Raw genomic sequence first — 25,763 nt, 5'->3', positions numbered from 1 at the left:
GCATTTGAAAGTTTAATATTTAAATGTTTTTTTAGATGAAAACAAGTAGAATGTCAGTCAAAGAACTGTTGCAATCAACGGATTGCGGTAAAGAGGTTGAGGTTAAAGGATGGGTAAGAACCAAACGCGGTAATAAACAAGTAAATTTTATCGCGTTGAATGACGGCTCTACGATCAATAATATACAGGTGGTGGTTGATATGGAGAAGACTCCGGATGAGTTGATGAAGAAAGTGACGACGGGGGCGGCTATTCACGTGAAAGGTTTGCTTGTGGAAAGCACGGGAAGCGGGCAGGCTCACGAGATTCAGGCTTCGGAGGTTATCGTGTTGGGCGAGGCTGACCCGGACAAATACCCGATTCAACCGAAGAAGCATAGCCTGGAATTCTTGCGGGAGGTGGCGCACTTGCGTTTCCGCACGAATATTTTCGGGGCGGTTTTCCGTATTCGTCATGCGATGGCTTTCGCTATCCACAAGTATTTTAACGACCACGGGTTCTATTACCTGCACACGCCGTTAATTACGGCTTCCGATTGCGAGGGAGCGGGCGAGATGTTCCGGGTTACGACGTTGGACGCGGTGAATCCGCCTTTGCTGGAAGACGGGAGCGTTGATTTCAGGCAGGATTTTTTCGGGAAGTCGACGAACTTGACGGTGAGCGGTCAGCTGGAAGGTGAATTGGGAGCCATGTCCTTGGGACGTATTTATACTTTCGGACCTACTTTCCGCGCGGAGAATTCGAACACGACACGCCATTTGTCGGAATTCTGGATGGTTGAGCCGGAAGTGGCTTTCTATGATATTAATGATAACATGGATTTGGCGGAAGACTTCTTGAAATATTTGATCCGGTATGCCTTGGATAATTGCATGGATGATTTGCAGTTCCTGAGCAAGCGTTTGCAGGAGGAGGAGAAGGACAAGAAGGCGGAAGAGCGTTCCATGGAGTTGATAGAGAAGTTGCAATTCGTGTTGACCCATGATTTCGAGCGGGTGACTTACACGGAAGCGATCGATATTTTGATGAACAGCAAGCCGAATAAGAATGGCAAGTTCCAGTACCCGGTGACGGGTTGGGGCGTGGATTTGCAGAGCGAGCACGAGCGCTACCTGGTGGAGAAACACTTCAAGAAACCGGTGATCCTGACGGGGTACCCGAAGGAGATCAAGGCTTTCTATATGAAGCAGAACCCGGACGGGAAGACCGTGGCGGCGATGGATGTGCTTTTCCCGCAGATCGGAGAGATTATCGGAGGGTCGCAGCGTGAAGAGAATTACGATAAGCTGGTAACCCGTATGCAGGAAGTCGGGATTCCGGTGTCCAGCATGTGGTGGTATCTGGATACAAGACGTTTCGGTTCTGCCGAGCATAGCGGTTTCGGTTTGGGATTCGAGCGTTTGTTGTTGTTCGTGACCGGAATGGGGAATATCCGAGACGTGATTCCATTCCCGCGTGCGCCGAAGAATGCTGAATTTTAATTTTTAGATAGGATAAGGATGCTCAAGCAGAATTTACAACAGAAACTGGGATTGAAAATCAATCCGTTGCAGATCCAGCTGATAAAGCTGCTTGAGCTTCCCACGTACCAACTCGAGCAGAGGATAAAAGAGGAGTTGGAGTCGAATCCCCTCCTGGAGGAGGGCGAGGAGAAGCCCGAGCCGGAGGTTGATATCAAGGAGGACGGGGATGAGGTGGATTACGATGAGAATACGCCGGAAGAGGAGGAATATGAACACGCGGATGACGAGTTTTCGTTGGATGATTATATTAGCGACGAGGATGATATCCCAGATTACAGGTTGACGGCTTCGAACGCGTCTAAAGATGATGATGCGCGGGAGTTTATGCTTTCGGGAGGAATCTCGTTCCGGGAGAATCTCGTGGAACAGCTGGGGACGCAGCATTTGTGCGATTTGGATCGTAAGATTTGTGAGTACATTATCGGTAATATCGATGATGACGGTTATTTGCGCCGGGACGTGGAGAATATCGTGGATGACCTGGCTTTCGGTGCGGGGGTCGAGGTGGATGATGCGAAGGTGGAGTCGCTGTTGAAGGTGGTGCAACGCTTTGATCCTCCGGGAGTAGGGGCAAGGGATTTGCGCGAGTGCCTGTTGTTGCAGGTGAAGCGCCGTTTGACGGAAGCGTCTTCTCCCGCGTTGCAGAATGCCCGTGTGATCCTGGAAGATTATTTCGAGGAGTTTTCTAAAAAGCATTACGAGAAGATCTCGAAGCGAATGAAGATTTCGGACGAGGAGTTGAAGGTGGCGGTGGACGAGATTCTGAAATTGAACCCGAAGCCGGGAGGACAGATATCCGATTCGTCGGTTCCGGGGGCAGAGAAGATTATCCCGGATTTTAACCTGGATATCGTGGACGGGGAGTTGCAGCTTAGCTTGAACACGGGGGATGTGCCCGAGTTGCGCTTGAACAAGTCCTACGTGAATATGCTGGAGGATTACCAGAAGAATTCTAATTCACGGGAGAAGAAGGATGTAGTTTCTTTCGTGAAGTATAAATTGAGTTCTGCCCGTTCGTTTATCGATGCCGTGCAGCAGCGGAATAACACGTTGATGTTGACGATGACGGCTATCGTGCAATTTCAGAAACAATTCTTTATGACGGGGGACGAGAGCAAGTTGAAACCGATGATTTTGCGGGATATTGCCGATATCACGGGATTGGATGTTTCTACTATTTCTCGGGTTTCCAATTCAAAATATATTCAGACGTGGTTCGGGATTTATTCTTTGAAGCAATTCTTCTCGGGCAGTATGCCGACGAGTAGCGGGGAGGAAGTGAGCACGGGTGAGCTCAAGAATGTGCTGAAGGATATCGTGGAAAGTGAAGATAAGCGAAAACCGTTCACGGATGATGAATTGGTGGATTTGATGAAGGATAAAGGCTACCAGATTGCCCGGCGGACGATAGCGAAGTATCGCCAGTTGTTGGATATTCCGGTTGCCCGTCTTCGTCGTGAAGTTTAATATGATTTTTTGATATGAAATTATTTGCATGGAGTGTGTCGGTGCTCTTTCACCCGTTGTTGTTGCCGTTGTATATGTTGTTTGTTACGTTTAATTCCGATACTATTTTTTCAGGAATCCCGGATTACACGCAGAATATGTCTTATTTGTTGACATTACTGGGGGTGACATTGTTGCCGCTGGCGAGTCTTCCGTTGTTGAAATGGCTGGGACTGGTCGGTGATTATCAGTTGAGGCATAAACAAGATCGGGTTTTTCCGGTGCTTGCCACGGTGATAGGGGCTTTCCTGGTGTTTTACCTTTCCCGGAATTTGCCGTTCTCGAATATCGTGCGGGAGTTGTACTTGATTATGGTGATTCTGCTTTCCGGGTTCATGATCGTGACGATGCGCTGGAAGATGAGCATGCACATGACGGCGATCGGGGCGTTGTGCGCTTTTGTTTTTATCCTGGGGATGAAGTATTTCGGGGAGGTGATTAATTTGTTGCCCCTGCTGATCCTGATCGCGGGTGTGCTGGCATTCTCGAGGCTGTATCTGAAACGTCACACGCCGGCACAGATTTATGCCGGGTTTATTTACGGGGTGATCGTGGTCAGCCTGTTGTTTAATAAAGGGTAATCCAGATATCTTCTTGTTTTAGTTGGATAGCCAGTTCATTTCTTTTTTTTGTGGCTTCTTGTTTGTCGGGATTGTTCGCGATGCTTACCCGGTAACGTTGGTCTTTGGTGATGATCTGGGCATCGTTGTATCCCAGGGCTTTTAGCCGGGCAACGTCTTCCCGTGCCAGTTTTTCGTTGGGATGGCTTGCCACGATGATATGATAGCTTTTGGCGGGAGTCGCAGGTTTGACGGTCTGTGACACGCTGGGAGCCGTTTTAACTTCCGCAGTAGTTTCCCGTGTCGGGGTCTTGACAGGTGAAGTCGCCTCGGTGTTTGCCGGGGGGAGTTCTCGTTTTACATTTACGGTAGTCAGGTTGTTGGGACTCATTTTATCACGCTGGCAACCCGATAGGAATAGCAAAGCGATAAAAGACAGAAATGAAACGAATTTCATGGTTATTCAATTATTTGACAGGATGTATCCAAGCTTCTTCGTTACCGGGGATTTTGTGAAGTTTCCGAACTGCGGTGACGGCTTCCTGGTGGGTGGCATACCCTTCGTAAGCGACCAGGTACAGGTTTTCAAAATAGGGCATGACTAAAGCGTTTTTGTATCCCTCTTTCTGAAGTTTTTCACATAGGCGATCCGCGTTATTCTTGTATTCAAAACACCCGGCAATGAGGAAGTAGGCGGGAGCTGCCTTCACGGGCTCAACCTTTGGTTCTTCCTTGTTAACGTAAACGGTGTCTTTAACTATAATTGTTTCTTTTTGAACCGTTTGTACGGTTTCTTTTTTGACCGTTTTCTCCGCGCATGAGGAGAAAAGAGTGGCTAGAATAACAAGCGTGTGGAATAAATATGCTTTCATATCCAGTGATATTTGTAATTTATCATGCCAAGATACGAACAAATTTATTGTTAGTAAAGTATTTTCCTCTATTTTTGTGTTGAATGTAAGAATTTCTAATTAGCTATATCGGTTATGAATAAAATTATTGGCATTTTGTTGCTCTTGTTTGTTGCGGCGTCCTGTAAGGAGGAGGCGGAACCTATCGTGAAAATCTCGACGAATTACGGTGATATGCGAATCCGTTTGTACGAGGGAACTCCCAAGCACCGGGATAATTTCATGAAATTGGTTAAAGAGAATTTTTATGATAGCTTGTTGTTTCATCGGGTGATTGATCATTTTATGATTCAAGGCGGCGACCCGACTTCCAAGAATGCCGCCCCGGACGTGATGCTGGGAGAAGGTGATGTCGGCTACCGGGTGGATGCCGAGTTCCAATTGCCGAAATATTTTCACAAGAAGGGGGCTTTGGCTGCCGCCCGTGAAGGCGATCAGGTAAACCCGGAACGGGCTTCGAGCGGAGCTCAGTTTTATATTGTCCAGGGACGAGTGTATGAGCCGGAGGAATTGGCTACCGTGGTACAAAGTATTAATGGAAGACGTAAATTGGCGTTGTATAACAGCTTGAAAATGCAGTATGTAGATGAGTTTAACCGTTTGCAAGAGGCGAATGATACCGCCGGGATTACGGCATTGTCGGAGAAATTGACTCAGGCGTGTGACAGCCTATTCGTGAACGAGGAACTCGTGCTGACGGAAGAACAGAAAAAAGCCTACACGACGGTAGGGGGTACACCGCATCTGGACGGGCAATATACCGTTTTCGGCGAGGTGATCGAGGGATTGGACGTGCTGGATAAGATCGCCGCCGTGAACACGGGAAGGGCTGACCGCCCGGTGAAGGATGTGGTGATTTATAGTGTGAGGAAGGAGTAAGAGATTGTAAAGCCAATTTATTGGTTGCTATATTTGAACAAAGGATTGGGATATAACACTTAACTATATCCCGAGTTTAAAATTATCATTTGTACAAAATTGTGGATATTCCCATAAATAAAGCGCCCACTAAAAGTGTTTAACTTTTAAGGGGCGTTTCATTATATTCTAGCCTCTAATTTTTGTACACGAGAAATCTTTTCATTTTTAACAGTGTCATATATTGCATAACACTATTTTTTTATTTATACCTTTGTTTTGTACTAAAAATAAATCTTACAATCATGAAAACAACTGCTTTAAAAACAGCGATCTCTTACGAGAGTAAACTCGTGAGAAGGAATTGGTTATTTTACCTCTTTATCCTTGGGGTGTTGGGATACACGGTAGGTGTTTTGATCCCATGGGATACCAAGTACAACTTTCAATGGTCGAATGTTGCATTGGCGTCGTCCATTTTATCTCGTGGGGTTTATTTTTTGAATTTGTTTCAGTCGTTGATTGCTGTTTTTATTGTCTGTGATATCTATAGAAAACGTGAAAAAGCCGAAACCCGGGAGGTGCTTTTTACTCGACCTATCGGTAACGGACAATCTTTTTTGGGTGAATTCCTTGGTATTCTTGTCCCGTTTCTGGTTGTTGATGTTGTTTTTATGATTGCTTGCATGGTAATTAATATTGTCGTGCCTGATTCGCCAGTCAATCTTTGGGTGCCTCTTTTTTATCTTCTGGTGCGGGTATTGCCTGTGCTTATTTTTATTATCGGGTTCTCTTTATTTGTCACCAGGTTGGTCAAATTGCCTGTAATCTGTTGGTTTATATTGATTGCTTTCTTTTATTTTTCGTATGCGTTTTTGGTGGAGCCCCTGCACGGGATGCTGGATTTCCGGGGATGTTTGTTGCCCGACTCTTTTTCTTCGCTGGTGGGGTTCATGCACGTCGAGGATAACTTGCTCCAGCGAGGCGCTTTTTTATTGTTGGGGATTAGTTTTCTTTGTTTTTCTGTTCCTTTCGCGAGGAGATTGTCTAATGTCCCTGGCAGGAAGTTTTGTTATGTTGTTTCCGCTTCGTTGAGTTTGGTGTTTTCCTTGTGTTTGGGGTATATCTATGTCGAGAAGTACCAAACCCGCTTGAAAAATAGAATCTCGTACCGTGAAGCCTTTCTTGAATATAACGAGCATCCCACGGCACGAGTGATCGAACACGAGATCACGTATCGTCCCATGGGAAATAAATTCTCGGCAACGAGCTTGATGAAAGTGCAGAACCGGCGGAATGCGAAAATGGACAAGTTCCTGCTCTTTTTAAACCCGGGACTCGAGGTGATTAAAATCGAATCCAACGGGCAGGAGCTTCCCTTTCGTAGGGATCGCCAAGTAGTTATTATCGAGCGATCCCTGGCTCCCGGTGATACGGTCGAGCTGGAGATGGAATACGGGGGAGGCATTGACGAGGATATTTATCAGGTGAACATCGCTGACGAGGATTATTTTGCTCCCATCGTTTACACCTCTTACCATGAAAATTACGGGAAACGCACGGCTTTCGTGTCGAGTGGCTACACGCTGCTGGTGCCGGAAGTGATGTGGTACCCGATGGCGGTGGCACCCGTGGAGTTGGCATCCAAGGAGTTGAATTTCACGAGTTACACGCTCCGGGTGGAGAACCCGGGAGAAGAAATGACCGTTTTATCCCAGGGCGAGCCGAGGAAGGAAGGGGATGACGTCACGTTCGATAACGTGCAAAACCTGACCGGGTTAAGCCTTTGCATGGGCGAATTCCGGAAAAGAGCGGTGACGGTCGATTCCTTAACGGTAGAATTTTACGCTTACCCGGGTAATGATTTTTACATGAAGCATTTTGACGAGTGGAAAGCTTTGAGAGAAGGAGCTCCGGGGCGAGAGAGGAAGTTGAAGAAGATATTTGATAAATGTAAAAACCTCATTGAAGCGAACCAAATAAATCCTTATCCCTTTAAGTATTTTAAATTGATAGAGACTCCTCCGGCTTTTTTGCGGAAATTAGGGACTGGTGATAACGTGCAACCGGAAATTGTGTTTTTTGAGGAACGATTTGCCACAACCGACCATTATAAGCCAGATGTTGCTTCCGCGGATTATAGCGTGGCAGAAACGATGCTTTATGAAAATTTGCCTTATAACTTAAGGCAGATGCATATAGATCGTATTTTCATGGATTACACTTGTGGCGTGGTTTCCGATTGTTACAAAGGAATAAATTTTATATATAACCAGTCACCGGATAAAGAAGTGCTGTTTCGGAATATACGTCCAAGAGTCATAAATTATATTGCGGAAAAGGGATTGAAAGGATGTATTCTTGGAGGGTATAATGAGGAACACAATGTGGCTATTTCTTTAAAGGCGTTCGATTTGCTGGGTTATTTGACGACGATAACGACTTGGGATTCTTTGAATCGGTTTATGCGGGAATTTAACACACGAGCCCGTTTCCAGGAAATAGACTTTGATTTGTTTATAGATGAATTTGAACAGCGTTTCGGGCAGAATATCCGGACTTACATGGACGAGTGGTATACAAGCCGCAAGATCCCTTGGTTGTCGATAAAAAATCTCTCCTTTAAAACAACGGAAGAGTTGCAGGTCTTGGATTTCATGGTGGGCAATTTTAGTGAAACGGACGGTATCGTGTCTATTCTTACGCAGGGTTATACAGAAGGCGGGAAGGAGGGGATTAAAGACAGGCGGAGTTATTTGATTAAAGCCGGGGAATGCAAGCGTATTGTCGTGCATGAATACGGGGGTAACCTTATACTAACCACGAATTTTTCGGGGAATATGCCGAAAACATATTTACTTGATGATAGAAAGGTGCGATTATCGGGCGCAATTCCTGATGAGGGAGTCACTTTGCTTATGAGGGAGCAATTCTATCCTCCGGGAGAGATTATTGTTGACAACGAGGATGAAAATTTTCACTTGATAGATTCGGTGGGTAGCCGGAAACGATTGGTTGACTTGATTTCTAAAGAGAACGAGGAGGAAGGCACGTTTAGTTATAATCTAAAAGCTGACACGTGGGGTGTTCCTTTTTTGCCTTATGTATACAGTGGGAATATGCCTTATGGAGAGAGTATTCTTAGTGCTTTCATTAAAAAAGCCGGCACGGGGAAGTTCAAAGCGGAATGGGTGGCAAGCCTTCCGGAAGCGGGTAAATACGAGATATTTATCTATCGAACTTTTCGTGGAGCTGCTTTCGCTGAAGGAGAATACACGACCAATTACCCGGGAATGAAAAATTATTATACCGTCTATACCTCGGAAGGAGAAGAGGAAGTCATTTTGGAATTTGAAAAAGATGATCCCGAGTGGGTATCCTTGGGGGTATTTACTTTGTCGGCAGGGGAATCCCGTGTTGTCTTGGATGATCGCGGAACACCTGTCAGCGTGCAGGATAGTTATGGGCATTCGAGTGAGTGTGTCCCGTTAATTACTGCCGATGCCGTCAAATGGGTAAAGGTAAAGTGATGATAAATTTCATACAATAAAGAAGGTATCAAATGGATACCTTCTTTATTGTATGAACACACTATTACAGATTTAAATCTGCTTTATACAGCGTGATGCCTTCCTCGTTATACTCGCAGAAGTAAATCGAGTTACAATCATTTGATATAGTATAATAACCTAATTTATCCTCCGGATCTGGCAACTCGAACTTTTTGAGCGGGTTTAAATCCCAGTCAAACACGAATATTGCTTCTTTTTGTAGTTCTGCTTCTTTATCTTCTTTACTAAAATAACCTCCAACTTTGCACAGTATGTATTTAGCGTTAACCTTCATTGCCTGAATATTCAAGTTCATATCATTTGTTGTTGTAAATGACATTTCTTCCCTGGTGCGTTGAGGTGACGTGTATCTTTTTTCGTTTATGACGCTCCCACTGTTCAGATCGAACGTGTATAGTATGAATTGGTCGCTTACGGAAAAAACAGCTGTATTATTGTCTTTTGTTTCCACAAAGCCTTGGGCATAAGTCCATTTTATCAGGTCATTTGCAGCTATTTCCTTATCCTTTGCAGCTTTGACATCAAAACTATCATACTTTATTGTTTCATAGGAATTTGCTTTATTAGTATTAAATAGGGCAACCGATTTTTTATTGATCTCGTTTATTTTTTCTTTCTCGAATTCAAAAGGTGGACGTATTGTCGCAAGAACAGAGCCGTTGGGGAGCTTGGTCATTCGGGATACCCAAATGCTATCCGGGGCTGTTGTCACGGAAACTTTTCTGTTTTCCATGGGGATATTGTCTAGTATATCCTTTTTAGCGAAAGTTTTTATTGTGGTTCGACCTTCATGAAGCAGAATAGAATCTCCCGCTATCTTAAATCCCATTAGTCCATTTACTTCATTAGCTGCCGTTCCTCTCGATGCAATCACAGATAATAGCTTCCCGGTATTCAAGTCATAACAAGCACCGAAATCATCCTTCCCGTCTTCAACATACCACAATATAGAGCCATCAATCACGCAGATACCACTTTCAGAAATGTTATATTTATCAAAAGACTTAATTGCCAATTGATTTGAAGGTTTGATTTCCAATTTTTCAACAACAGGAAAATCAGTACTTATATCGGAGGTTGTTGATTTTTTGGTCGTATCGTTGCAGCTAAAAAAAGAGAAACCGATTAAAAACAATAGAAGTGGAGTTTTTGTCTTCATGATACAATAATTAAAATAATGATAATTATTTGCAAATATATAGCTATTTACGTAGTTTTGCAAAGGACATATTTAGATTTTTTATTTTCTAAACCAAGAGAACTATGAAAAAAAATAGAAAAAACGTCTTGAGGTCATTTTTGTTTGTCTGTTTGGGTCTGACTGTTGCAACAATTACATTTGCTGGTGTAATGATTATTAAAGCACCTAGCCATCCGGGGAAACCTCTGGTTGTTGAGATGTGGAGGACAGGATGTTTATTAAACTATCTGGCACCCCAAAATGATGGAGGGGAACCTGTGACAAACTACTATATAGAATATAGAGATCAATGGGAATTGGGATGGAAGTTCAGGGGATCGTCTAAGACACTTGAATATCGATTGGAAGGTATGAAGGAGGGCTCTATGGCACAATTCCGTGTTAATGCATCTAATTCAGCCGGGATGAGCGGAAGACCATCTAAGAGTTCCGGTTTTGTAGAATTTGTAAGTCCATTCTAATTGCCATAAAATGCTAATAAAAAAATCCCGAATAATTCAATGTAATGATTATTCGGGATTTTTCTTATCTTAGGGGTTAAGCCATGCTATACAAATGAAATATTCGAAAATTGGCGATTCTTATCCTAACTTCTAATTTTATACTCAAGAAATCTTTCCATTTTAACAGTATCATATATTGCGCAACACTATTTTTATTTATAGATTTGTTGTGTTACTAAAAATAAATCTTGCAATCATGGAAACAACAGCTTTAAAAGCAGCTATCTCTTACGAGAGCAAACTCGTGAGAAGAAGTTGGTTATTTTATCTCTTTATCCTCGGGGTACTGGGATACACAGTGGGTGTTTTGATCCCGTGGGATACCAATCATCTTGAATGGTGGGATGTTGCGTTCGCTTCATCTATTTCCTTGCGTGGAGTTTACTTTTTGAATTTGTTTCAATCGCTAATTGTCACTTTTCTTGTTTGTGATATCCAAAGAAAACAGAAAAAAGCCGAAACCCGGGAAGTGCTTTCCACGCGACCTATTGGCAACGGGCAATTCTCTCTCGGGGGATTTTTAGGTATTCTTATCCCGTTTCTGGTAATAGATGTTATTTTCATGATAGCTTGTATGGTTATCAATGTATTCGTGCCGGATTCGCCAGTAAACCTTTGGGTAAATCTTTTTTATCTCCTTACACGTACGCTGCCAACGCTTGTTTTTATCATCGGGTTATCTTTGCTTGTAAACAGGTTGGTCAGACTTCCTTTTATCAGTTGGATTATCTTGACAGGCTTTCTTTATTTCGCGTACAGTTATCTGGTAACACCTTTTTATGGTATGCTGGATTTCCGGGGAAGTTTGCTGACTGACTCTTTTTCCACGATGGTTGGGTTTGTGCATATCGAGGATTACCTGCTCCAGCGAGGTGCTTTTTTACTACTGGGGATTAGTTTTCTTTGTTTTGCCGCTCCTCTCACGAAAAGGTTACCCGGTACTCCCGGTCGGAAGCCTTATTTTGTTATTCCCGCTTCTCTGCTTCTCGTGTTTGCCTTGTGCCTGGGGTATGTTTATATTGAAAAGTTTCAAACTCGCTTGAAAAATAGAATCGCGTATCGTGAAGCCTTTCGTGAATACAATGAATATCCCACGTCACGCGTACTCACCCATGATGTCACATATAGACCGGAGGGAGATCAGTTCTCGGCAACAAGCCGGATGAAGATTCAGAACCAGAAAAAAGTAAAAATAGATCAGCTTTTACTCTTTCTGAACCCGGGACTCGAGATCAACAAGATTGAATCCAACGGACAAAACGTTTCCTTCCGCAGGGATCATCAGGTTGTTGTCATTGAGCGTTCCCTGGCTCCCGGCGAAATTATCAAGATGGAGATGGAATACGAGGGAGGTATTGACGAGGATATTTACCAGGTAAACATCGACGACGAGGAGTATTTCGCCCCCGTTGTTTATACTTCATACCATGAAAATTACGGAAAACGATCGGCTTTCGTGTCGGATAAATTCACGTTGCTTATACCGGAAGTGATGTGGTACCCGACGGCGGTTTTCCCGGTGGAATTGCAGGCGTCGAAAGAGGTTAATTTCACGGATTACACTCTTCGCGTGGAGAACCCGGGTGAAATGACCGTTTTGTCCCAGGGAGAACCCACGAGAGAAGGGAATGCGGTCACGTTCGATAACGTGCAAAACCTGACGGGGTTAAGTCTTTGCATGGGGAAATACGAGAAACGAGCGGTCACGGTTGATTCGCTGACGGTAGAGCTTTATACTTACCCGGGAAATGATTTCTACATGAAAGCTTTGGATGAATGGGAAGCCTTGAAAGAAGGAGCCGCGGGACGGGAGAAAAAATTAGCGAAAATATTCAATCGATGCAAAGACATCATCGAGGAGAATCAACTTGATCCATACCCTTTCAGGTATTTGAAACTGATTGAAACGCCTTCCTCCTTCTTACGCGGAAGTCGGTTTAGCGATAACGCTCAGCCGGAAATAGCGTTCTTCGAGGAACGGTTTTCCACAACAGGCTATCACAAACCCGGTGTTCTTCACGGAGCTCTTCCCGGCGGCATGAGCGTACAGGAATATATGTTGTATGACAAAATGCCCTATTACTTGGATTGTATGCACATCGGTCATATTTTCACGGGGTATAGTCGTAGTATTACGTCCGACAGGTACCAAGGTATAGACGTTATATTCAATCAAATGATGAACCCGGAAGTATCGATATCGTTGAATATACTGCCGGAAATGTTGGATTATATTACAGAGAGAGGATTAAAAGGAATCATCACAGAAGAATATAGCATTGAACAAGATGTTGCCATTTCTTTAAAAGTTTCTCATTTCCTGGGCTATCTGACAACGATTACTACATGGGACTCCCTAACCCGGTTTATGCAGGAATTTAACGCACGTGCCCGTTTCCGGGAAGTTGATTTCGATTCGTTTATCGATGAATTTGAACAGCGTTTCGGGCAGAACATCAAAGCTTACATGGATGATTGGTACACGAGCCACGAGATGCCCTGGTTGTCGATAAAAGATTTGTCTTATAAAGAAACAGAAGAGATGAAAATATTGGACTTCAAGGTCGGTAATTTCAGCGAAACCGACGGTATCGTTTCGATTATTACTTGGGGTAGTACGAAAATCGGAAAGGATAAGATCGAAAATATCCTAAGTTACCTGGTTAAACCCGGGGAATGTAAACGAATCGTTGTTCATGATGATGTGAGATATGGGCTGAAACTGAATACTAACTTCTCGGGGAATTTACCGAAACAAATTCCACTCAACAGCAGAGAACTTCTGTTTTCAGGTGTTGTACCCGACGAAGGAGTCACTTTGCTCGATAGAAATCAATTTTATCCCCCAGGGGAGATTATCGTTGACAATGAAGACGAAAATTTCCATTTGATTGATTCCGCCAACAATCGGAAACGATTGGCTGACCTATTCAAAAAAGAGGGTGGGGAAAGATATATTACCTATTATAATCCTAAAACTAACACATGGGGGCTTCCTATCTTAACACTTGTGTATAATGAATTCTACGGTGAATATATTCGTAGTGCTTTTGTGAAAGAATTTGGTTCTGGAAAGTTCAAGGCGGAATGGATGGCAAATCTCCCGGAAGCAGGTAAATACGAAATATTTGTTAATCGACCACATATTCTACTTACTAGCAATGGTGGAGTCTGTTTAACCGATTACCCGGGGATGAAGAATTACTATACAGTCTATACTCCGGAGGGAAAAGAGGAAGTCGTCCTGGAGGTTGAAAAAGGTGATCCTACTTGGGTGTCACTGGGTACATTTACCCTGTCGGCAGGAGAATCCCGTGTTGTGTTGGATGACCGGGGAGTTACTATCGAGGAGGAGAGCTATGGGCGTTCGATGAAGTATATTCAATTAGTCGTGGCGGATGCTGTTAAATGGGTTAAGGTGAGATAACTCTGAAGATTTAATATGATGAAATGAACCCTAAAAGTCAGACACTTTTAGGGTTCGTTTCATCATATCCTAGCCTCTAATTTTTGTACTCGAGAAATCTTTCCATTTTAACAGTGTCATATATTGCATAACACTATCTTTTTATTTATACCTTTGTTTTGTACTAAAAATAAATCTTACAATCATGAAAACAACAGCTTTAAAAACAGCGATCTCTTACGAAGGGAAGCTGGTAAGAAGAAATTGGTTGTTCTATTTCTTCATTCTCGGGGTATTGTGCATATTAGGTATTCTTGTCCCATGGGGACGGGATTGGATTTCGTGGGAGGACGTTGTATTCGCATCTTCAATGCCTTTACGTGGAATTTATTTTTTGAATCTATTTCAATCATTAATCGTCGCCTTTATTATCTGTGATGTCACAAGAAAGCAAAGGAAAGCAGAAACCCGGGAGGTGCTTTCTGCACGACCTATCGGCAACGGACAATCTCTCCTCGGGGAGTTTTTAGGTATTCTTATACCGTTTTTGGCAGTAGATGTGATTTTCATGATTGCCTGCGTGCTTATTAATATAGCCATTCCCGATTCGCCTGTTAATCTCTGGGTATATCTTTTTTATCTTCTCACACGCGTGTTGCCCTCGCTCGTTTTTGTCACCGGGTTGTCTTTGTTTGTAAACAGGTTGGTCAAAATTCCTTTTATCAGTTGGTCTATCCTGATTGGTTTTCTCTATTTCTCGTATAGTTTTTTGACAACACCTCTTCACGGGATGCTGGATTTTCGGGGAAGTTTGCAGACGGATGTTTTTTCCACCATGGTTGGGTTCACGGGTATAGGGGATTACTTGCTCCAGCGAGGCGTTTTTTTACTATTGGGGATCAGTTTGTTTTATTTCTCCGTTTCCCTTATGAAGAGGTTGCCCGAAGCCCCTCGTCGGAAACCTTATTTTATCGTTTCCGCCATTTTGCTTTTGGTGTTTTCCCTCGGGTTAGGATATATTTATATTAATAAGTTTCAAACCCGCTTGAATAACAGAAGCGCATATCGCGAAACGTTTCTTGCATACAACGAATACCCCACGGCACGTGTGCTCACGCATGACCTCGCGTATCGTCCCGGGGGAGATCAGTTCTCGGTAACAAGCCGAATGAGTATCCAAAACCAGAAAAAAGTGAAGATGGATCAGTTTTTACTCTTTCTAAACCCGGGGTTGAAGATTAACAAGATTGAATCCGACGGACAAAATGTTCCCTTTCGCAGGGAGCACCAGATCATTATTATCGAACGTCCCTTGGTTCCCGGCGAAACTATCGAATTAGCGATAGACTACGAGGGAGGCATTGACGAGGATGTTTACCAGATAAATGTTTCCGACGAGAATTTCTTCTCCTTCGACATTCCTTATTCATACCATGAAAATTATGGCAAACGCAGGGCTTTCGTTTCCGATGGATTCACGCTACTTGTACCGGAAGTGATGTGGTACCCGACGACAGTTCCTCCCGTCGAATTTCAAGCGTCTAAAGAGATTAATTTCACAAGTTACACCCTTCATGTTGAGAATCCGGGAGGAATGACCGTTTTATCGCAAGGAGAACCTGTGAAAGAAGGAGATAACGTTACATTCAATAATTTACAAGATTTGACCGAGTTGACTCTTTGCATGGGGAAATACGAGAAAAGAGCGATCACCATCGATTCTGTGGTCGTGGAGTTTTACACGTACCCGGGAAATGATTTCTACATGAAGTATTTCGATGAGTGGGAAGCGCTGAAAAAAGATAATCCAAACCGAGAGGAAAAGTTAACGGAAATATCGAAGCAATGCAAGGATGTTATCGAGGGGGGCAAGCCTAATCCTTACCCCTTTAAATATTTAAAATTGGTCGAAGTACCCGCATCCTTGTACCTTTCAGGCTCAAATTCATTCAGAGATAATGTTCAACCGGAAATAGCACTTTTCGGTGAAAGATTATACGAGGTTGAAACCACGCATCCCAGTACTTTTACCGGTCAGTCTGACAGAGGCATAAGCGTGCAAGATTTTCTGCTGAACTATAAGATTCCTTTCATTTTAGACCAGATAGGCGTAGGGCATATTTTCTCGGATTACAGTAGCAGCCTCACGTCTGACACGTATCAGGGCATAGACCAAATATTCAGGCAAATGATGAATCCAAAAGAAATTAGAGGTGGCGTGACTCCGAAAATGTTAAATCGTATTGCCGAGAAGGGATTAGAAGGAATTATCACGGAAAGATACAGCAGGGAACAAATCTCCCTTGTTTCTTTAAAGGTTTCTTATTTACTGGGCTATCTTACAACAATAACCACCTGGGATGCCCTAACCCGGTTCATGCAGGAATTTAATGCAAGTACTCGCTTCCGGGAAGTCAGCTTTGATTCGTTTATCGAGGGCTTCGAACAGCGTTTCGGGCAGAATATTAAATCTTACATGGACGAGTGGTACTCGGGACACCAGATTCCATTGTTAACGATAAAAGATCAAACCCGTAAAACGACAGAAGATACGCAAATTATTGAGTTCAAAGTGGGTAATTTGGGTGAGGCGGATGGTATTGTTTCGCTCATTACACGTGAAGGTCGAATCGGTGGCGCAACAATCTGCTACCGTCGAAGTTACCTGATTAAACCCGGGGAATGCAAGCGAATTATTATGCATGAGGATATAGAAAATGAGTTGCAATTGAGCACTAATTTTTCGGGATGTTTCCCAAGAAACATTTCATTCAATCATGGAGAATCACCATTATCGGGAGCCGTGCCTGCTGAAGGCATTACTTTACTTGAGAGAAATCAATTCTATCCCTCAGGAGAGATCGTTGTTGACAATAAGGACGAAAATTTCCATTTGATCGATTCGGCAGACAATCGAAAACGATTGACCGATCTGATCAAAAAAGAGGATGAGCGGGAATACATACACTTTGGTAATGTTAGAGCTAACGAGTGGAGTCTTGTTATAGCACAAGAATTTTGCGGTGATCATATTCGCAGTGCTTTTGTAAAAAAAGCCGGCACGGGAAAGTTCAAAGCGGAATGGGTGGCAAACCTTCCAGAAACGGGCAAATATGAGATATTTATCTATAGACCTCATCTTAGTGAAGTTGTTGAGGGTCAGATTTATGCAACGGATCACCCTGGGATGAAAAACTACTATACCGTTCATACTCCGGAAGGGAAAGAGGAAATTATCCTCGAAGTTCAAGAAGGAGATTGGTTGCCGGTCAAATTTACCCTACCGGAAGAAGAAGCCTGGGTATCATTGGGTAGATTTACTCTACCGGAAGGGGAATCCCGTGTCGTGTTGGATGACCGGGGAATAGCTCCCATTGAGGTTGAGAAATATCGTAGTACGTATTATCAAATGGTAGTCGCCGATGCTGTCAAATGGGTGAAAATAAAATAATTATTAAATAAAGAGCCCCCCTAATCTAGTTTTCAGGGGGCTTTTTATTCTTTTTAAATTCCTGTTATTTTTTTGATTTCATTCAATTTATTCAGCGCTTCGAGGGGCGTGAGGCTGTTGATGTCGAGTCCGGCGATTTCGTCACGGATTTGAAGCAACACGGGGTCTTCCAGTTGGAAGAAGCTCAATTGGATGCCTTCCCGTTCGTTCCCGATGTTTGCCACGTTTTTCTGAATGGAGCCGTTGGTGTTGCGGTCGTTTTCGAGTTGTTTCAATATTTCGGAGGAACGTTTGATGACGGATTGAGGCAATCCGGCCATTTTTCCTACCTGAATACCGAAAGAGTGGTTCGAGCCACCTTTTACCAGTTTGCGGAGGAATACTATTTTGTTGTTTATTTCTTTGACCGATACGTTGAAGTTTTTGATTTTCGGGAAAGAGCTTTCCATCTCGTTCAACTCGTGGTAGTGGGTGGCGAACAGTGTTTTTGCTCTGTTCTTGGGATTCTCGTGCAGGAATTCGACGATAGCCCAGGCGATGGATATACCGTCATACGTGGAAGTACCGCGTCCTAACTCGTCGAAGAGGACGAGGCTGCGGTCGGAGATGTTGTTCAATATGTTTGCCGCCTCGTTCATCTCGACCATGAAGGTGGATTCCCCGAGGGAAATATTGTCAGAGGCTCCTACACGGGTGAATATCTTGTCGATGTACCCGATCTTGGCAGACGTGGCAGGGACGAAACATCCGGCTTGTGCCATGATGACGATGAGTGCCGTTTGGCGCAGGAGGGCGGATTTACCCGCCATGTTGGGTCCGGTGATGATGATGATCTGCTGTTTTTCGTTGTCGAGGTAGAGGTCGTTGTCAATGTAATTCTCCCCGGGAGGCAGTTGTTTCTCGATCACGGGGTGGCGTCCCGCTTTGATGTCAATGACGAATGAGTCGTTGATTTCGGGGCGGTGGTAATTGTTGGTCACGGCGACGTTGGCAAACGAGATCAGCGTGTCGATTTGCGAGATGATCCGGGCATCAAGTTGGATGGGGCGGATGGAGGCGGTCGCTTTCGCCAGAAGTTCGTTGTAGATGTCGCTTTCCAGGGTTTGAATCCGTTCCTCGGCGCCTAATATTTTTTCCTCGTATTCTTTTAGTTCCGGGGTGATGTAGCGTTCTGCGTTGACGAGCGTTTGTTTGCGAATCCAGGTATCGGGGACTTTGTGCGTGTGGACTTTCGTGACCTCGATGTAGTACCCGAACACGTTGTTAAAGCTGATTTTCAAGGTGGGGATTCCGGTGTTTTCTATTTCCCGTTGCTGCATTTTCAGCAAGAGTTCTTTCCCGTGGGAAGAGATATTCCGCAATTCGTCCAGTTCGGCGTTTACTCCCTCGGCGATGATGTTGCCTTTGCTAATCAGGGCGGGGGCGTCTTCCCGGATTTCCCGTTCGATTGTCCGGTATAATTCCTCGCGGTCGTCGAGTTGGTCTACCCATTTGCGGAGGATGTCGTTGCCCGTGGCAAGTGCCTGTTCCCGTAAGGGTTTGATGGCTTGCAGGGCAACTTTCAATTGTACCATTTCCCGGGGGGAGATACGTCCTACGGCAATCTTGGAAGCGAGGCGTTCGAGGTCGCCAATCGTGCGAAGGATTTGTTCCAGCTCGATGCGTTCGTTCTCGTGGTTCACGAAGCATTCCACGATATCGAGGCGTTCATTGATTTCTGTCGGATTTTTCAAGGGCATACATAACCAGCGGCGCAGGGTACGACCTCCCATAGGGGTAATTGTCCTATCGATAATATCAGCCAGGGAGCATCCTCCCTCGTGGAGGGTATCGAGAATCTCGAGATTGCGAAGCGTGAAGCGGTCGAGTAGCACGCAGGTGGATTCGTCGATGCGGGAAATCGAGGTAATGTGCCCGACAAGTTCATGCTTGGTGGCATCGAGATAATAGAGTATTGCTCCGGCGGCAGATATGCCGCAATCCATTTTATCAATCCCGAATCCTTTCAGCGTGGTGACCTCGAAATGTTTTTTTAACCGGTCGGCAGAGGATTCCGTTTCAAAGAACCATTCTTCTATGGGGTAAGTGTAGTATTTAGACCCGAAGATTTCATTGAACCGGGCTTCCGAGCCTTTGGGGTAAAGCACTTCCTTGGGTTGGAAGCTGTTCAGTATTTTATCCATGGTTGCCGGGGAGCCTTCCGTGGCGAGAAATTCCCCGGTGGAAAGATCCAGGAGGGAGAGCCCGGCTTTGGTTTTCGTGAAATAGACGGCGGCGAGGAAGACGTTGTTTTTGTTGTCGATGGTGTTTTCGTTGTAGGAAACACCGGGGGTAACCAATTCGATCACGCCTCTTTTGACGATCTTTTTAGTTTTCTTGGGGTCTTCCAATTGTTCGCAAATGGCAACACGTTGTCCCGCACGCACGAGTTTCGGCAAGTAGTTGTCGATGGCATGATAAGGGAATCCGGCTAATTCTACATCTCCCGGTGAACCGTGGGAACGTTTAGTCAGGGTGATTCCCAGAATTTTGGCGGTCAGTATTGCATCTGCCCCGAAAGTTTCGTAAAAGTCTCCCATCCGGTATAGCAGGATGGCATCAGGGTATTTCGCTTTTGCCGAATAGTATTGTTGCATTAACGGGGTTGTTTGTTCTTCTGCTTTAGGTGCCATATGTTTTATTATCTTTAGCTTATATATTTTAGGTTGATTTCCGCCTCCCAAAATTAATTATTTTGCATGAGATTTGCTTTAAAACCTCACAAACATTGTGTAAATTTGCATTGGCTTAAGGGTAGACGAAGTTGTGTGAGGGTGATAACCTGGGGATGAATTTTTTCGTATGAAAAGAACAGGTATGGGGGAAAAGCCTAAGTAATAAATTAAAGTATATGGAGAATATATTGGAGACATTAGCGGTTTACGGGTATTCAAATTTGGAAGATCGTATTGAATTTGAGTTGGATGGCGTGATAGAGAAAGAGATCGCCCCGGCTTACTGTTACGAGAATTTCGAGTTATGCGTTTCCTGCATGGACTATACGACGTTGAAAGTAACTGATTCAGAGAAGTCCGTAGCTGCTTTTGTGGCAGAACTTTTAAAGAAAATCAAGAAGAATACGTTGCCGGACGTGGCTTCTGTTTGTGTTTTCCCTCGTTTCGCTCCAGTTGTGAAAAAAGGATTGGTTGGTACGCCTATCAAGACTACCGTGGTCGGGGCTTGTTTTCCGGCTGCCCAGACTTTTCTGGACGTGAAGCTGGCTGAATGCAAAGAAGCGATTGCTGCTGGTGCGGATGAGATCGACGTGGTGATTTCCGTGGGTGACGTGCTGGAACGCAATTATGAGCAAGTATATAATGAATTGGTTGCTATCCGTGAAGCGTGTGCCGGAGTCGTGATGAAGGTGATCCTCGAAACCGGGGAGTTGAAGACGATAGAAAGTATTTTTAATGCCTCCTTGATCGGAGCGTATGCCGGGGCGGATTTTATCAAGACCTCCACGGGTAAGGTGCCGATGAATGCTACTCCGGAGGCTGTTTACGTGATTTGCGAGGCATTGCGCCAATATCATGCGCAGACGGGTAAGATGGTCGGGATAAAGGTCGCCGGGGGAATCACGAAGGTGCAAAACGCTATCCGTTACCTGACGATCGTGAAACACGTGCTCGGGGAAGCATGGATCAGCCCGAAATATTTCAGAATTGGGACTTCACAATTATTGGAAGATGTTCTGAAAGAAATGAAGGTCGTGACGATGAACAATGCCAAGGATGGCAATCTTTAGTCATAGCCGTTTGCCAGGTGCGTGTAATCTTTTAAAATAGTCTTTACGAAATCGAGAGGTATCATGTTTGTTTCTATGCCTGTTACCTCTTTAATTTTTTTTGCCAAAGGGGCAAGCAACCCGTAATTCCTGTTTTTATTGACTTCCCGTAATACGTCTTTAATAATATTGATGTCCTTGTCGGAGAGGAGGGCGGCTTGCTGGAATACAACCTCGTATTCCTCTGGGGCGTCGAATTGGCTCATTTGTTTGAGGGTGACGCTTCTCTCGTGGCGGATGACGGTTGTGCCGGCTGACATATCGCCAAGGCGTTGAGAACGCTTGGAAATAACGATGGAAACGAGTGCCACGACTCCACTGGAAATCGAGATGTCTATTAAACGGAATATCCAGCGAAGCATACAATCCCAAAACGTAAGTTTTTTACCGTTTAATTTGACGACTTGAAGGCGCATGGTGTATTTACCGAGGCTACGCCCGTTGAAAGCGTACTCGCAGACCAAATGGTAAAACGATAACAAGATCACGAAAATAATTAAGGCTAGATTCATACTTGTGAATTTATTCACGATACTCAATGTCATGCCTCCAATGAAAAATAGTCCGAATAGGAATGCGAAATCAATGATTGTTGCTAAAACACGTTCGAGTACACCCGCGGGGGTGTAATTAATGGCAACGTTGTGAGCGGTATGGATAGAAATGTTCATAATTCGTAGAAATATTTTTACAAAAATATAGCTTTTCTCGTGAAATACACTAATTTTAGCACAGGAAAAATGCGTGGTAACAGGACTATGAAAGAGTCGAGGTTTGTAAACAAGAATAAGTCAAAATGGGCAGAGATGGAGAACGTGAGTCGCCAGAACACGGACACGCTCGCCTCGAATTACGTGATTTTGTCGGATGATCTTTCTTATGCCAAGACTTTTTTCCCGGGTAGCGAGGTGGAGAAGTATTTGAACCAGTTAATCTCTGTTTATCAGATTAATATATACGGGAAGGGACAGGTGTCAGAGAGAAAGGGCGTACTGGCATTCTGGGGGCATGAGTTTCCCCTGTTGCTTTACCGGGAACGACGGACGTTGTTGTTCGCTTTGCTTTTTTTCGTGTTTTCTGCATTGATTGGGGTGTTTTCCGCGGCTCATGATGAAACCTTTGTACGTTCTATTCTGGGAGACGCATACGTGGAAAGGACTATTCGTAATATTGAGGACGGGACTCCCATGGGGATTTACGCTTCCGGGGACGAACTGGATATGTTTGTGATGATTACGACGAATAATATAAGGGTTTCGTTTATCGCTTTTGTTTTCGGTATCCTTTTTTCCGCTGGAACGTTGTGGATGCTTTTCACGAACGGTTTGATGATCGGGGCTTTCCAGTATTTCTTTTTCCAGCATGGGTTGTTGTTGCACTCGGTGCTTTCGGTTTGGGCGCACGGGACTTTTGAGATTACTTCCATTATCATTGCTGGCGGGGCAGGATTGGTGATGGGGAATAGTTTCTTGTTCCCGGGTACTTACCGGCGGATGTATTCTTTCAAGGAGGGTGCTTTGCGGGGAATAAAGATTGTCACGGGATTGATTCCTTTTTTCGTGATTGCCGGATGGATAGAAAGTTTTATTACAAGATATGCCGATGCATACCCGTTCGTGGGGGCAGTGGCGATACTGCTTTCCTTGGGAGGAGTGGTCGGTTATTTTATAGTTTATCCTTATTATTTACATAAAAGCGAGTTGTATGGAAAAGATTAATTTGAGTGTAGAGCGTTCTTTTTCGGATTTGATAACAGCAACGATCAATCTTGTAAAACAGGAATTCGTGCCTTTTATTCGAGCCTTTGCGATAATCGGGTTCCCGGTTGTATTGTTGATGGTGTTTCTTATAAAAGATTTGCTGTTGGGATCGCTAGAGATGTCATATAATCCGCAAGAATACGGGGCGGATTCTTTTATGGAGATTGCGGGTAATTCAATTCTGACGGGATTTGCCTCTATGTTTATCGTGGCGTGGGTACAATTGTTTTCGATTTGTTATCTCCGGGTGTATTGGGATCATTACCGGGGTGGTATCGAAGAACGGATCACGGTGGGCGAGGTGTTTGGCATGATGGTGAAAAAATTCGGACTGTACTTGGGATGGACTTTTTTTTATTTCATTATCGTGGTGGTGGGGTGTTTTTTCCTTATCGTGCCGGGTATCTATTTCGGTGTTGCGTTGACTTTCGGGGTGTATCTGATTATTATTAAGGATAAGGGGCTGGGGGCGTTGATAACGGAAGCGATGGCGATGGCAAAGGGTAACTGGTGGAAGATTTTCGGGTATGCCCTGGTGTTGCAATTGTTGGTGGGTGTTGTTGCTTACGTGTTTAGTATTCCATACATGGCGGTGACGATGACGACGGCTTTCACGGGAGAGGCTCCGGGAGTTTACGAGTTGACATTTAGCTTGTTATTTGCTTATCTAGGGCAATACACGCTGTACACAATCTTGTTTCTCGGTATCGGAATGTTGTTTTTCTCCCGGTCGGAAGAAATGGAGCATACGACTTTATTGAGCCGGATAGAGGAATTGGGGACATCTCCCGAAAAGAGAACAGATGAGGCGATTGATTAAATATATTATTCTGTTTGCCTTGCTTTTTTGCCAGGGGACGATTCTGGTGGAAGGGAAGACCACGGGGATATTACTTCCGCGGGATTCTTCTTACGTGATGCGTTCCCCGGATGCTGATTTCCTGGAAAAATACAGGAAAGATGCTCATTTTGATTATGAACGGAATATGACGACCGCTCCCGGGTTGTGGGATTGGATCAAACGCTGGATTTTGGAGCGATTGCTTCGTGTCAAATGGTCTGATAAGTCTTCACAAGTGATGGATGGCGTGTTGTATGCCTTTGTGATTTTCTTCGTGCTGGGGCTGGTGTTTTTGATCGTGAAGCATCGAAAGAGCTTCGTGTTTAGGAAACGAGGGGAGGGACTTTTCGGAGAGGATGCCGTGGAATACAACGGAGAACAGGAGGGGGATGTTTTCTCGCGGATGTTACAGAAGGCGGAACAGGAAAAGGATTATACACTCGCTGTCAGAGTAAGTTATTCGGGACTACTTCAAGTTTTGGATAAAAAACAGCTGATTCGCTGGGAGGCTTCCAAGACAAACCGGGATTACGTGTACGAGATCCGGAATCCGGAATGGAGCCGTGCTTTCGAGGATTTGAGCCGTATCTTCGATTATGTTTCTTACGGGGATTTTCCGGTAGACGAGGCGGTGTACCGGAATATCAAGCAGTGTTTCGCAGATTTCAGAAAGGAGGTGGAGAAATGAAGCGCAGGCAGAATTTGTGGATCGTTTTTCTCGTGGTAGCGCTAATGGGTATTTACACGGTTTACGAGGTGAATCAGCCGCAACCGGTGGATTGGAGTATGAATTTTTCGGTTGATAAGAAAGGACCTTTCGGGACTTATATCATGAAGGATGCATTGCCTTATATGTTTCCGGGAGGGAAGGTGATCGTTTCGAGGGTTTCCCCGTGGGAGAGGTGGCGGTTGAAGGATAGCGATCTCCCCGAGGTGTATTTCTTCGTGAGTATGTATTTCAGGAATATGAACGAGGAGGCGCAATTGTTGCTGGATTACACGGGGGAAGGGAACACGCTTTTCCTTTCTGCCGAATATATACCGGATACTTTGCTGACCGTTGCGGGAGTGAAGGAAGTTCAGGATTCTCGGGGAGGGATGGATTATATCCGCGGATTTAATGAAAAAGCATATCCTTTCCGGACAAAACATAAGTATTTCAAGTTGGAAGATTCTTTTGCCGGAGAGGTATTGGGATACGTGGATTCGGTGAATATGCCGAATTTTATTCGGCTGCCATATGGTGAAGGAATGATTTATCTGCATGCGAATCCGATCGCTTTCACGAATCTTTATTTGCTGGATTCTTTAGTGGGGGATTATTACCAGAAGGCATTGTCATTCCTTCCTCCCGATTTGAATGTTGTTTGGGATGAATACATGAAAAACGAACGTAAGGGGCAAGCGACCCCTTTCCGGGTGCTTCTTCAGTATCCGGCGTTGAAGTGGGCGTATATCTTGTTGTTGTTAGGGGGAATTTTATACGTGTTGTTCCGTTCAAAACGGGAGCAGCGGTATATTCCGGTGATTCGCCCGCCGGAAAACAGGACGTTGGAGTTCGTGGGGGTGGTGAGTTCCTTGTATTACAAACACCGGGATCACGTGGCGATAGCTAATAAGCGGGTGGATTGTTTCCTGGAAGAAGTCCGTTATTATTATAAATTGCGGACGGATGAGTTGAACGAGGAGTTTATGGTATTGCTGTCGGAGCGTTCGGGCGTGTCGAAAGGAGAGGTGGAAAAGTTGGTAAAGTTGATTCTGTCGATTCGTGGGGCGGAACACGTGGATAAGGAGGAGTTACGAGAGTTAATGAAATATATAGAGTTGTTTAAAACTAAAAGATAGAAG

Annotated in this window: 18 protein-coding genes; 13 read left to right on the top strand and 5 right to left on the bottom strand. The window is 44.4% G+C overall.

All coding sequences use genetic code 11. The annotated features are described in order from the left end of the window. Window positions 1-35 precede the first annotated feature (35 nt). The 3 genes from asnS to BN8899_RS08585 are packed head-to-tail and all read left to right on the top strand — an operon-like array spanning window position 36 to window position 3,610. Window positions 36-1,481, top strand: coding sequence for an asparagine--tRNA ligase (gene asnS, locus BN8899_RS08595; RefSeq protein ID WP_026207561.1), 1,446 nt, complete (start codon window positions 36-38; stop codon window positions 1,479-1,481). 18 nt (window positions 1,482-1,499) lie between these two features. After that, window positions 1,500-2,990: an RNA polymerase factor sigma-54 gene (gene rpoN, locus BN8899_RS08590; protein ID WP_065219105.1), complete on the top strand. Its 1,491-nt coding sequence runs from the start codon at window positions 1,500-1,502 to the stop codon at window positions 2,988-2,990. A gap of 14 nt (window positions 2,991-3,004) precedes the next feature. Then, window positions 3,005-3,610, top strand: coding sequence for a phosphatase PAP2 family protein (locus BN8899_RS08585; protein WP_026207562.1), 606 nt, complete (start codon window positions 3,005-3,007; stop codon window positions 3,608-3,610). Here BN8899_RS08585 and BN8899_RS08580 read toward each other — a convergent pair. After that, window positions 3,597-4,046: an SPOR domain-containing protein gene (locus BN8899_RS08580; RefSeq protein WP_065219104.1), complete on the bottom strand. Its 450-nt coding sequence runs from the start codon at window positions 4,044-4,046 to the stop codon at window positions 3,597-3,599. The two genes, BN8899_RS08585 and BN8899_RS08580, sit on opposite strands and share 14 nt — an antisense overlap. 10 nt (window positions 4,047-4,056) lie before the next feature. Then, window positions 4,057-4,461, bottom strand: coding sequence for an SPOR domain-containing protein (locus BN8899_RS08575; RefSeq protein ID WP_065219103.1), 405 nt, complete (start codon window positions 4,459-4,461; stop codon window positions 4,057-4,059). A 114-nt stretch (window positions 4,462-4,575) separates the two neighbouring features. Here BN8899_RS08575 and BN8899_RS08570 point away from each other — a divergent pair, with 114 nt between their 5' ends. Both BN8899_RS08570 and BN8899_RS08565 read left to right on the top strand, forming a co-directional pair. Continuing rightward, window positions 4,576-5,379 (top strand): peptidylprolyl isomerase, encoded by an 804-nt coding sequence (locus tag BN8899_RS08570; RefSeq protein WP_018337953.1) that lies wholly within the window; start codon window positions 4,576-4,578, stop codon window positions 5,377-5,379. A gap of 284 nt (window positions 5,380-5,663) precedes the next feature. Further along, a complete protein-coding gene (locus BN8899_RS08565) occupies window positions 5,664-8,888 on the top strand; it encodes a hypothetical protein (protein ID WP_065219102.1) in 3,225 nt (1,074 codons plus the stop codon). Window positions 8,889-8,952: 64 nt separating this feature from the next. Here BN8899_RS08565 and BN8899_RS08560 read toward each other — a convergent pair whose 3' ends face one another. Continuing rightward, the gene (locus BN8899_RS08560) at window positions 8,953-10,089 is read right to left on the bottom strand and encodes a hypothetical protein (protein WP_231932301.1); all 1,137 of its coding nucleotides are present in this window, start codon (window positions 10,087-10,089) and stop codon (window positions 8,953-8,955) included. A gap of 104 nt (window positions 10,090-10,193) precedes the next feature. On the opposite strand from BN8899_RS08560, the gene BN8899_RS08555 reads away from it, so the two are divergent. From BN8899_RS08555 to BN8899_RS08545, 3 genes are all read left to right on the top strand, one after another. Continuing rightward, a complete protein-coding gene (locus BN8899_RS08555; RefSeq protein WP_065219101.1) occupies window positions 10,194-10,592 on the top strand; it encodes a fibronectin type III domain-containing protein in 399 nt (132 codons plus the stop codon). Between the two features lie 238 nt (window positions 10,593-10,830). Next, window positions 10,831-14,061, top strand: a complete 3,231-nt coding sequence (locus tag BN8899_RS08550; protein ID WP_065219100.1) for a golvesin C-terminal-like domain-containing protein — start codon at window positions 10,831-10,833, stop codon at window positions 14,059-14,061. A gap of 184 nt (window positions 14,062-14,245) precedes the next feature. Next, window positions 14,246-17,491 carry a hypothetical protein gene (locus BN8899_RS08545; protein WP_065219099.1) on the top strand — a complete coding sequence of 1,082 codons (3,246 nt, stop codon included), beginning with the start codon at window positions 14,246-14,248 and terminating at the stop codon, window positions 17,489-17,491. Between the two features lie 53 nt (window positions 17,492-17,544). Here BN8899_RS08545 and mutS read toward each other — a convergent pair whose 3' ends face one another. Then, window positions 17,545-20,163 (bottom strand): DNA mismatch repair protein MutS, encoded by a 2,619-nt coding sequence (gene mutS, locus BN8899_RS08540; protein ID WP_065219098.1) that lies wholly within the window; start codon window positions 20,161-20,163, stop codon window positions 17,545-17,547. 218 nt (window positions 20,164-20,381) lie between these two features. On the opposite strand from mutS, the gene deoC reads away from it, so the two are divergent. After that, a complete protein-coding gene (gene deoC, locus BN8899_RS08535; protein WP_065219097.1) occupies window positions 20,382-21,275 on the top strand; it encodes a deoxyribose-phosphate aldolase in 894 nt (297 codons plus the stop codon). Here deoC and BN8899_RS08530 read toward each other — a convergent pair. Continuing rightward, the gene (locus BN8899_RS08530; RefSeq protein WP_065219096.1) at window positions 21,272-21,985 is read right to left on the bottom strand and encodes an RDD family protein; all 714 of its coding nucleotides are present in this window, start codon (window positions 21,983-21,985) and stop codon (window positions 21,272-21,274) included. The two genes, deoC and BN8899_RS08530, sit on opposite strands and share 4 nt — an antisense overlap. A gap of 87 nt (window positions 21,986-22,072) precedes the next feature. Here BN8899_RS08530 and BN8899_RS08525 point away from each other — a divergent pair, with 87 nt between their 5' ends. From BN8899_RS08525 to BN8899_RS08510, 4 genes are read left to right on the top strand one after another with little or no spacing between them, the layout of a single operon-like run. Beyond that, complete coding sequence (locus tag BN8899_RS08525; protein WP_018337958.1) at window positions 22,073-23,032, top strand: stage II sporulation protein M; 960 nt, start codon at window positions 22,073-22,075, stop codon at window positions 23,030-23,032. Further along, entirely contained in the window at window positions 23,019-23,894 is an 876-nt protein-coding gene (locus BN8899_RS08520) for a hypothetical protein (RefSeq protein WP_065219095.1), read from the top strand. Before BN8899_RS08525 ends, BN8899_RS08520 begins: the two co-directional genes overlap by 14 nt. After that, window positions 23,878-24,603: a DUF4129 domain-containing protein gene (locus BN8899_RS08515; RefSeq protein WP_065219094.1), complete on the top strand. Its 726-nt coding sequence runs from the start codon at window positions 23,878-23,880 to the stop codon at window positions 24,601-24,603. The genes BN8899_RS08520 and BN8899_RS08515 overlap by 17 nt, the downstream gene beginning before the upstream one ends. After that, on the top strand, window positions 24,600-25,760 hold the full coding sequence (locus BN8899_RS08510; protein ID WP_065219093.1) for a DUF4350 domain-containing protein: 1,161 nt from the start codon (window positions 24,600-24,602) through the stop codon (window positions 25,758-25,760). Before BN8899_RS08515 ends, BN8899_RS08510 begins: the two co-directional genes overlap by 4 nt. Window positions 25,761-25,763: the final 3 nt, after the last annotated feature.

This window comes from Butyricimonas sp. Marseille-P2440, assembly GCF_900091675.1.
Taxonomy (GTDB): domain Bacteria; phylum Bacteroidota; class Bacteroidia; order Bacteroidales; family Marinifilaceae; genus Butyricimonas; species Butyricimonas synergistica.
The sequence above is the reverse complement of the archived record's forward strand: the minus strand, read 5'-3'. Positions and strand labels throughout refer to the sequence as shown.

Excerpts from the sequence above, each read along its gene's own strand:
- asnS (WP_026207561.1), top strand. The coding sequence starts at position 36 with ATGAAAACAAGTAGAATGTCAGTCAAAGAACTGTTGCAATCAACGGAT.
- BN8899_RS08555 (WP_065219101.1), top strand. The coding sequence starts at position 10,194 with ATGAAAAAAAATAGAAAAAACGTCTTGAGGTCATTTTTGTTTGTCTGT.
- BN8899_RS08515 (WP_065219094.1), top strand. The coding sequence starts at position 23,878 with ATGAGGCGATTGATTAAATATATTATTCTGTTTGCCTTGCTTTTTTGC.
- BN8899_RS08545 (WP_065219099.1), top strand. The coding sequence starts at position 14,246 with ATGAAAACAACAGCTTTAAAAACAGCGATCTCTTACGAAGGGAAGCTG.
- BN8899_RS08565 (WP_065219102.1), top strand. The coding sequence starts at position 5,664 with ATGAAAACAACTGCTTTAAAAACAGCGATCTCTTACGAGAGTAAACTC.
- BN8899_RS08550 (WP_065219100.1), top strand. The coding sequence starts at position 10,831 with ATGGAAACAACAGCTTTAAAAGCAGCTATCTCTTACGAGAGCAAACTC.
- BN8899_RS08570 (WP_018337953.1), top strand. The coding sequence starts at position 4,576 with ATGAATAAAATTATTGGCATTTTGTTGCTCTTGTTTGTTGCGGCGTCC.
- mutS (WP_065219098.1), bottom strand. The coding sequence starts at position 20,163 with ATGGCACCTAAAGCAGAAGAACAAACAACCCCGTTAATGCAACAATAC.
- rpoN (WP_065219105.1), top strand. The coding sequence starts at position 1,500 with ATGCTCAAGCAGAATTTACAACAGAAACTGGGATTGAAAATCAATCCG.
- BN8899_RS08510 (WP_065219093.1), top strand. The coding sequence starts at position 24,600 with ATGAAGCGCAGGCAGAATTTGTGGATCGTTTTTCTCGTGGTAGCGCTA.
- BN8899_RS08530 (WP_065219096.1), bottom strand. The coding sequence starts at position 21,985 with ATGAACATTTCTATCCATACCGCTCACAACGTTGCCATTAATTACACC.
- deoC (WP_065219097.1), top strand. The coding sequence starts at position 20,382 with ATGGAGAATATATTGGAGACATTAGCGGTTTACGGGTATTCAAATTTG.
- BN8899_RS08575 (WP_065219103.1), bottom strand. The coding sequence starts at position 4,461 with ATGAAAGCATATTTATTCCACACGCTTGTTATTCTAGCCACTCTTTTC.
- BN8899_RS08525 (WP_018337958.1), top strand. The coding sequence starts at position 22,073 with ATGAAAGAGTCGAGGTTTGTAAACAAGAATAAGTCAAAATGGGCAGAG.
- BN8899_RS08580 (WP_065219104.1), bottom strand. The coding sequence starts at position 4,046 with ATGAAATTCGTTTCATTTCTGTCTTTTATCGCTTTGCTATTCCTATCG.
- BN8899_RS08520 (WP_065219095.1), top strand. The coding sequence starts at position 23,019 with ATGGAAAAGATTAATTTGAGTGTAGAGCGTTCTTTTTCGGATTTGATA.
- BN8899_RS08560 (WP_231932301.1), bottom strand. The coding sequence starts at position 10,089 with ATGAAGACAAAAACTCCACTTCTATTGTTTTTAATCGGTTTCTCTTTT.
- BN8899_RS08585 (WP_026207562.1), top strand. The coding sequence starts at position 3,005 with ATGAAATTATTTGCATGGAGTGTGTCGGTGCTCTTTCACCCGTTGTTG.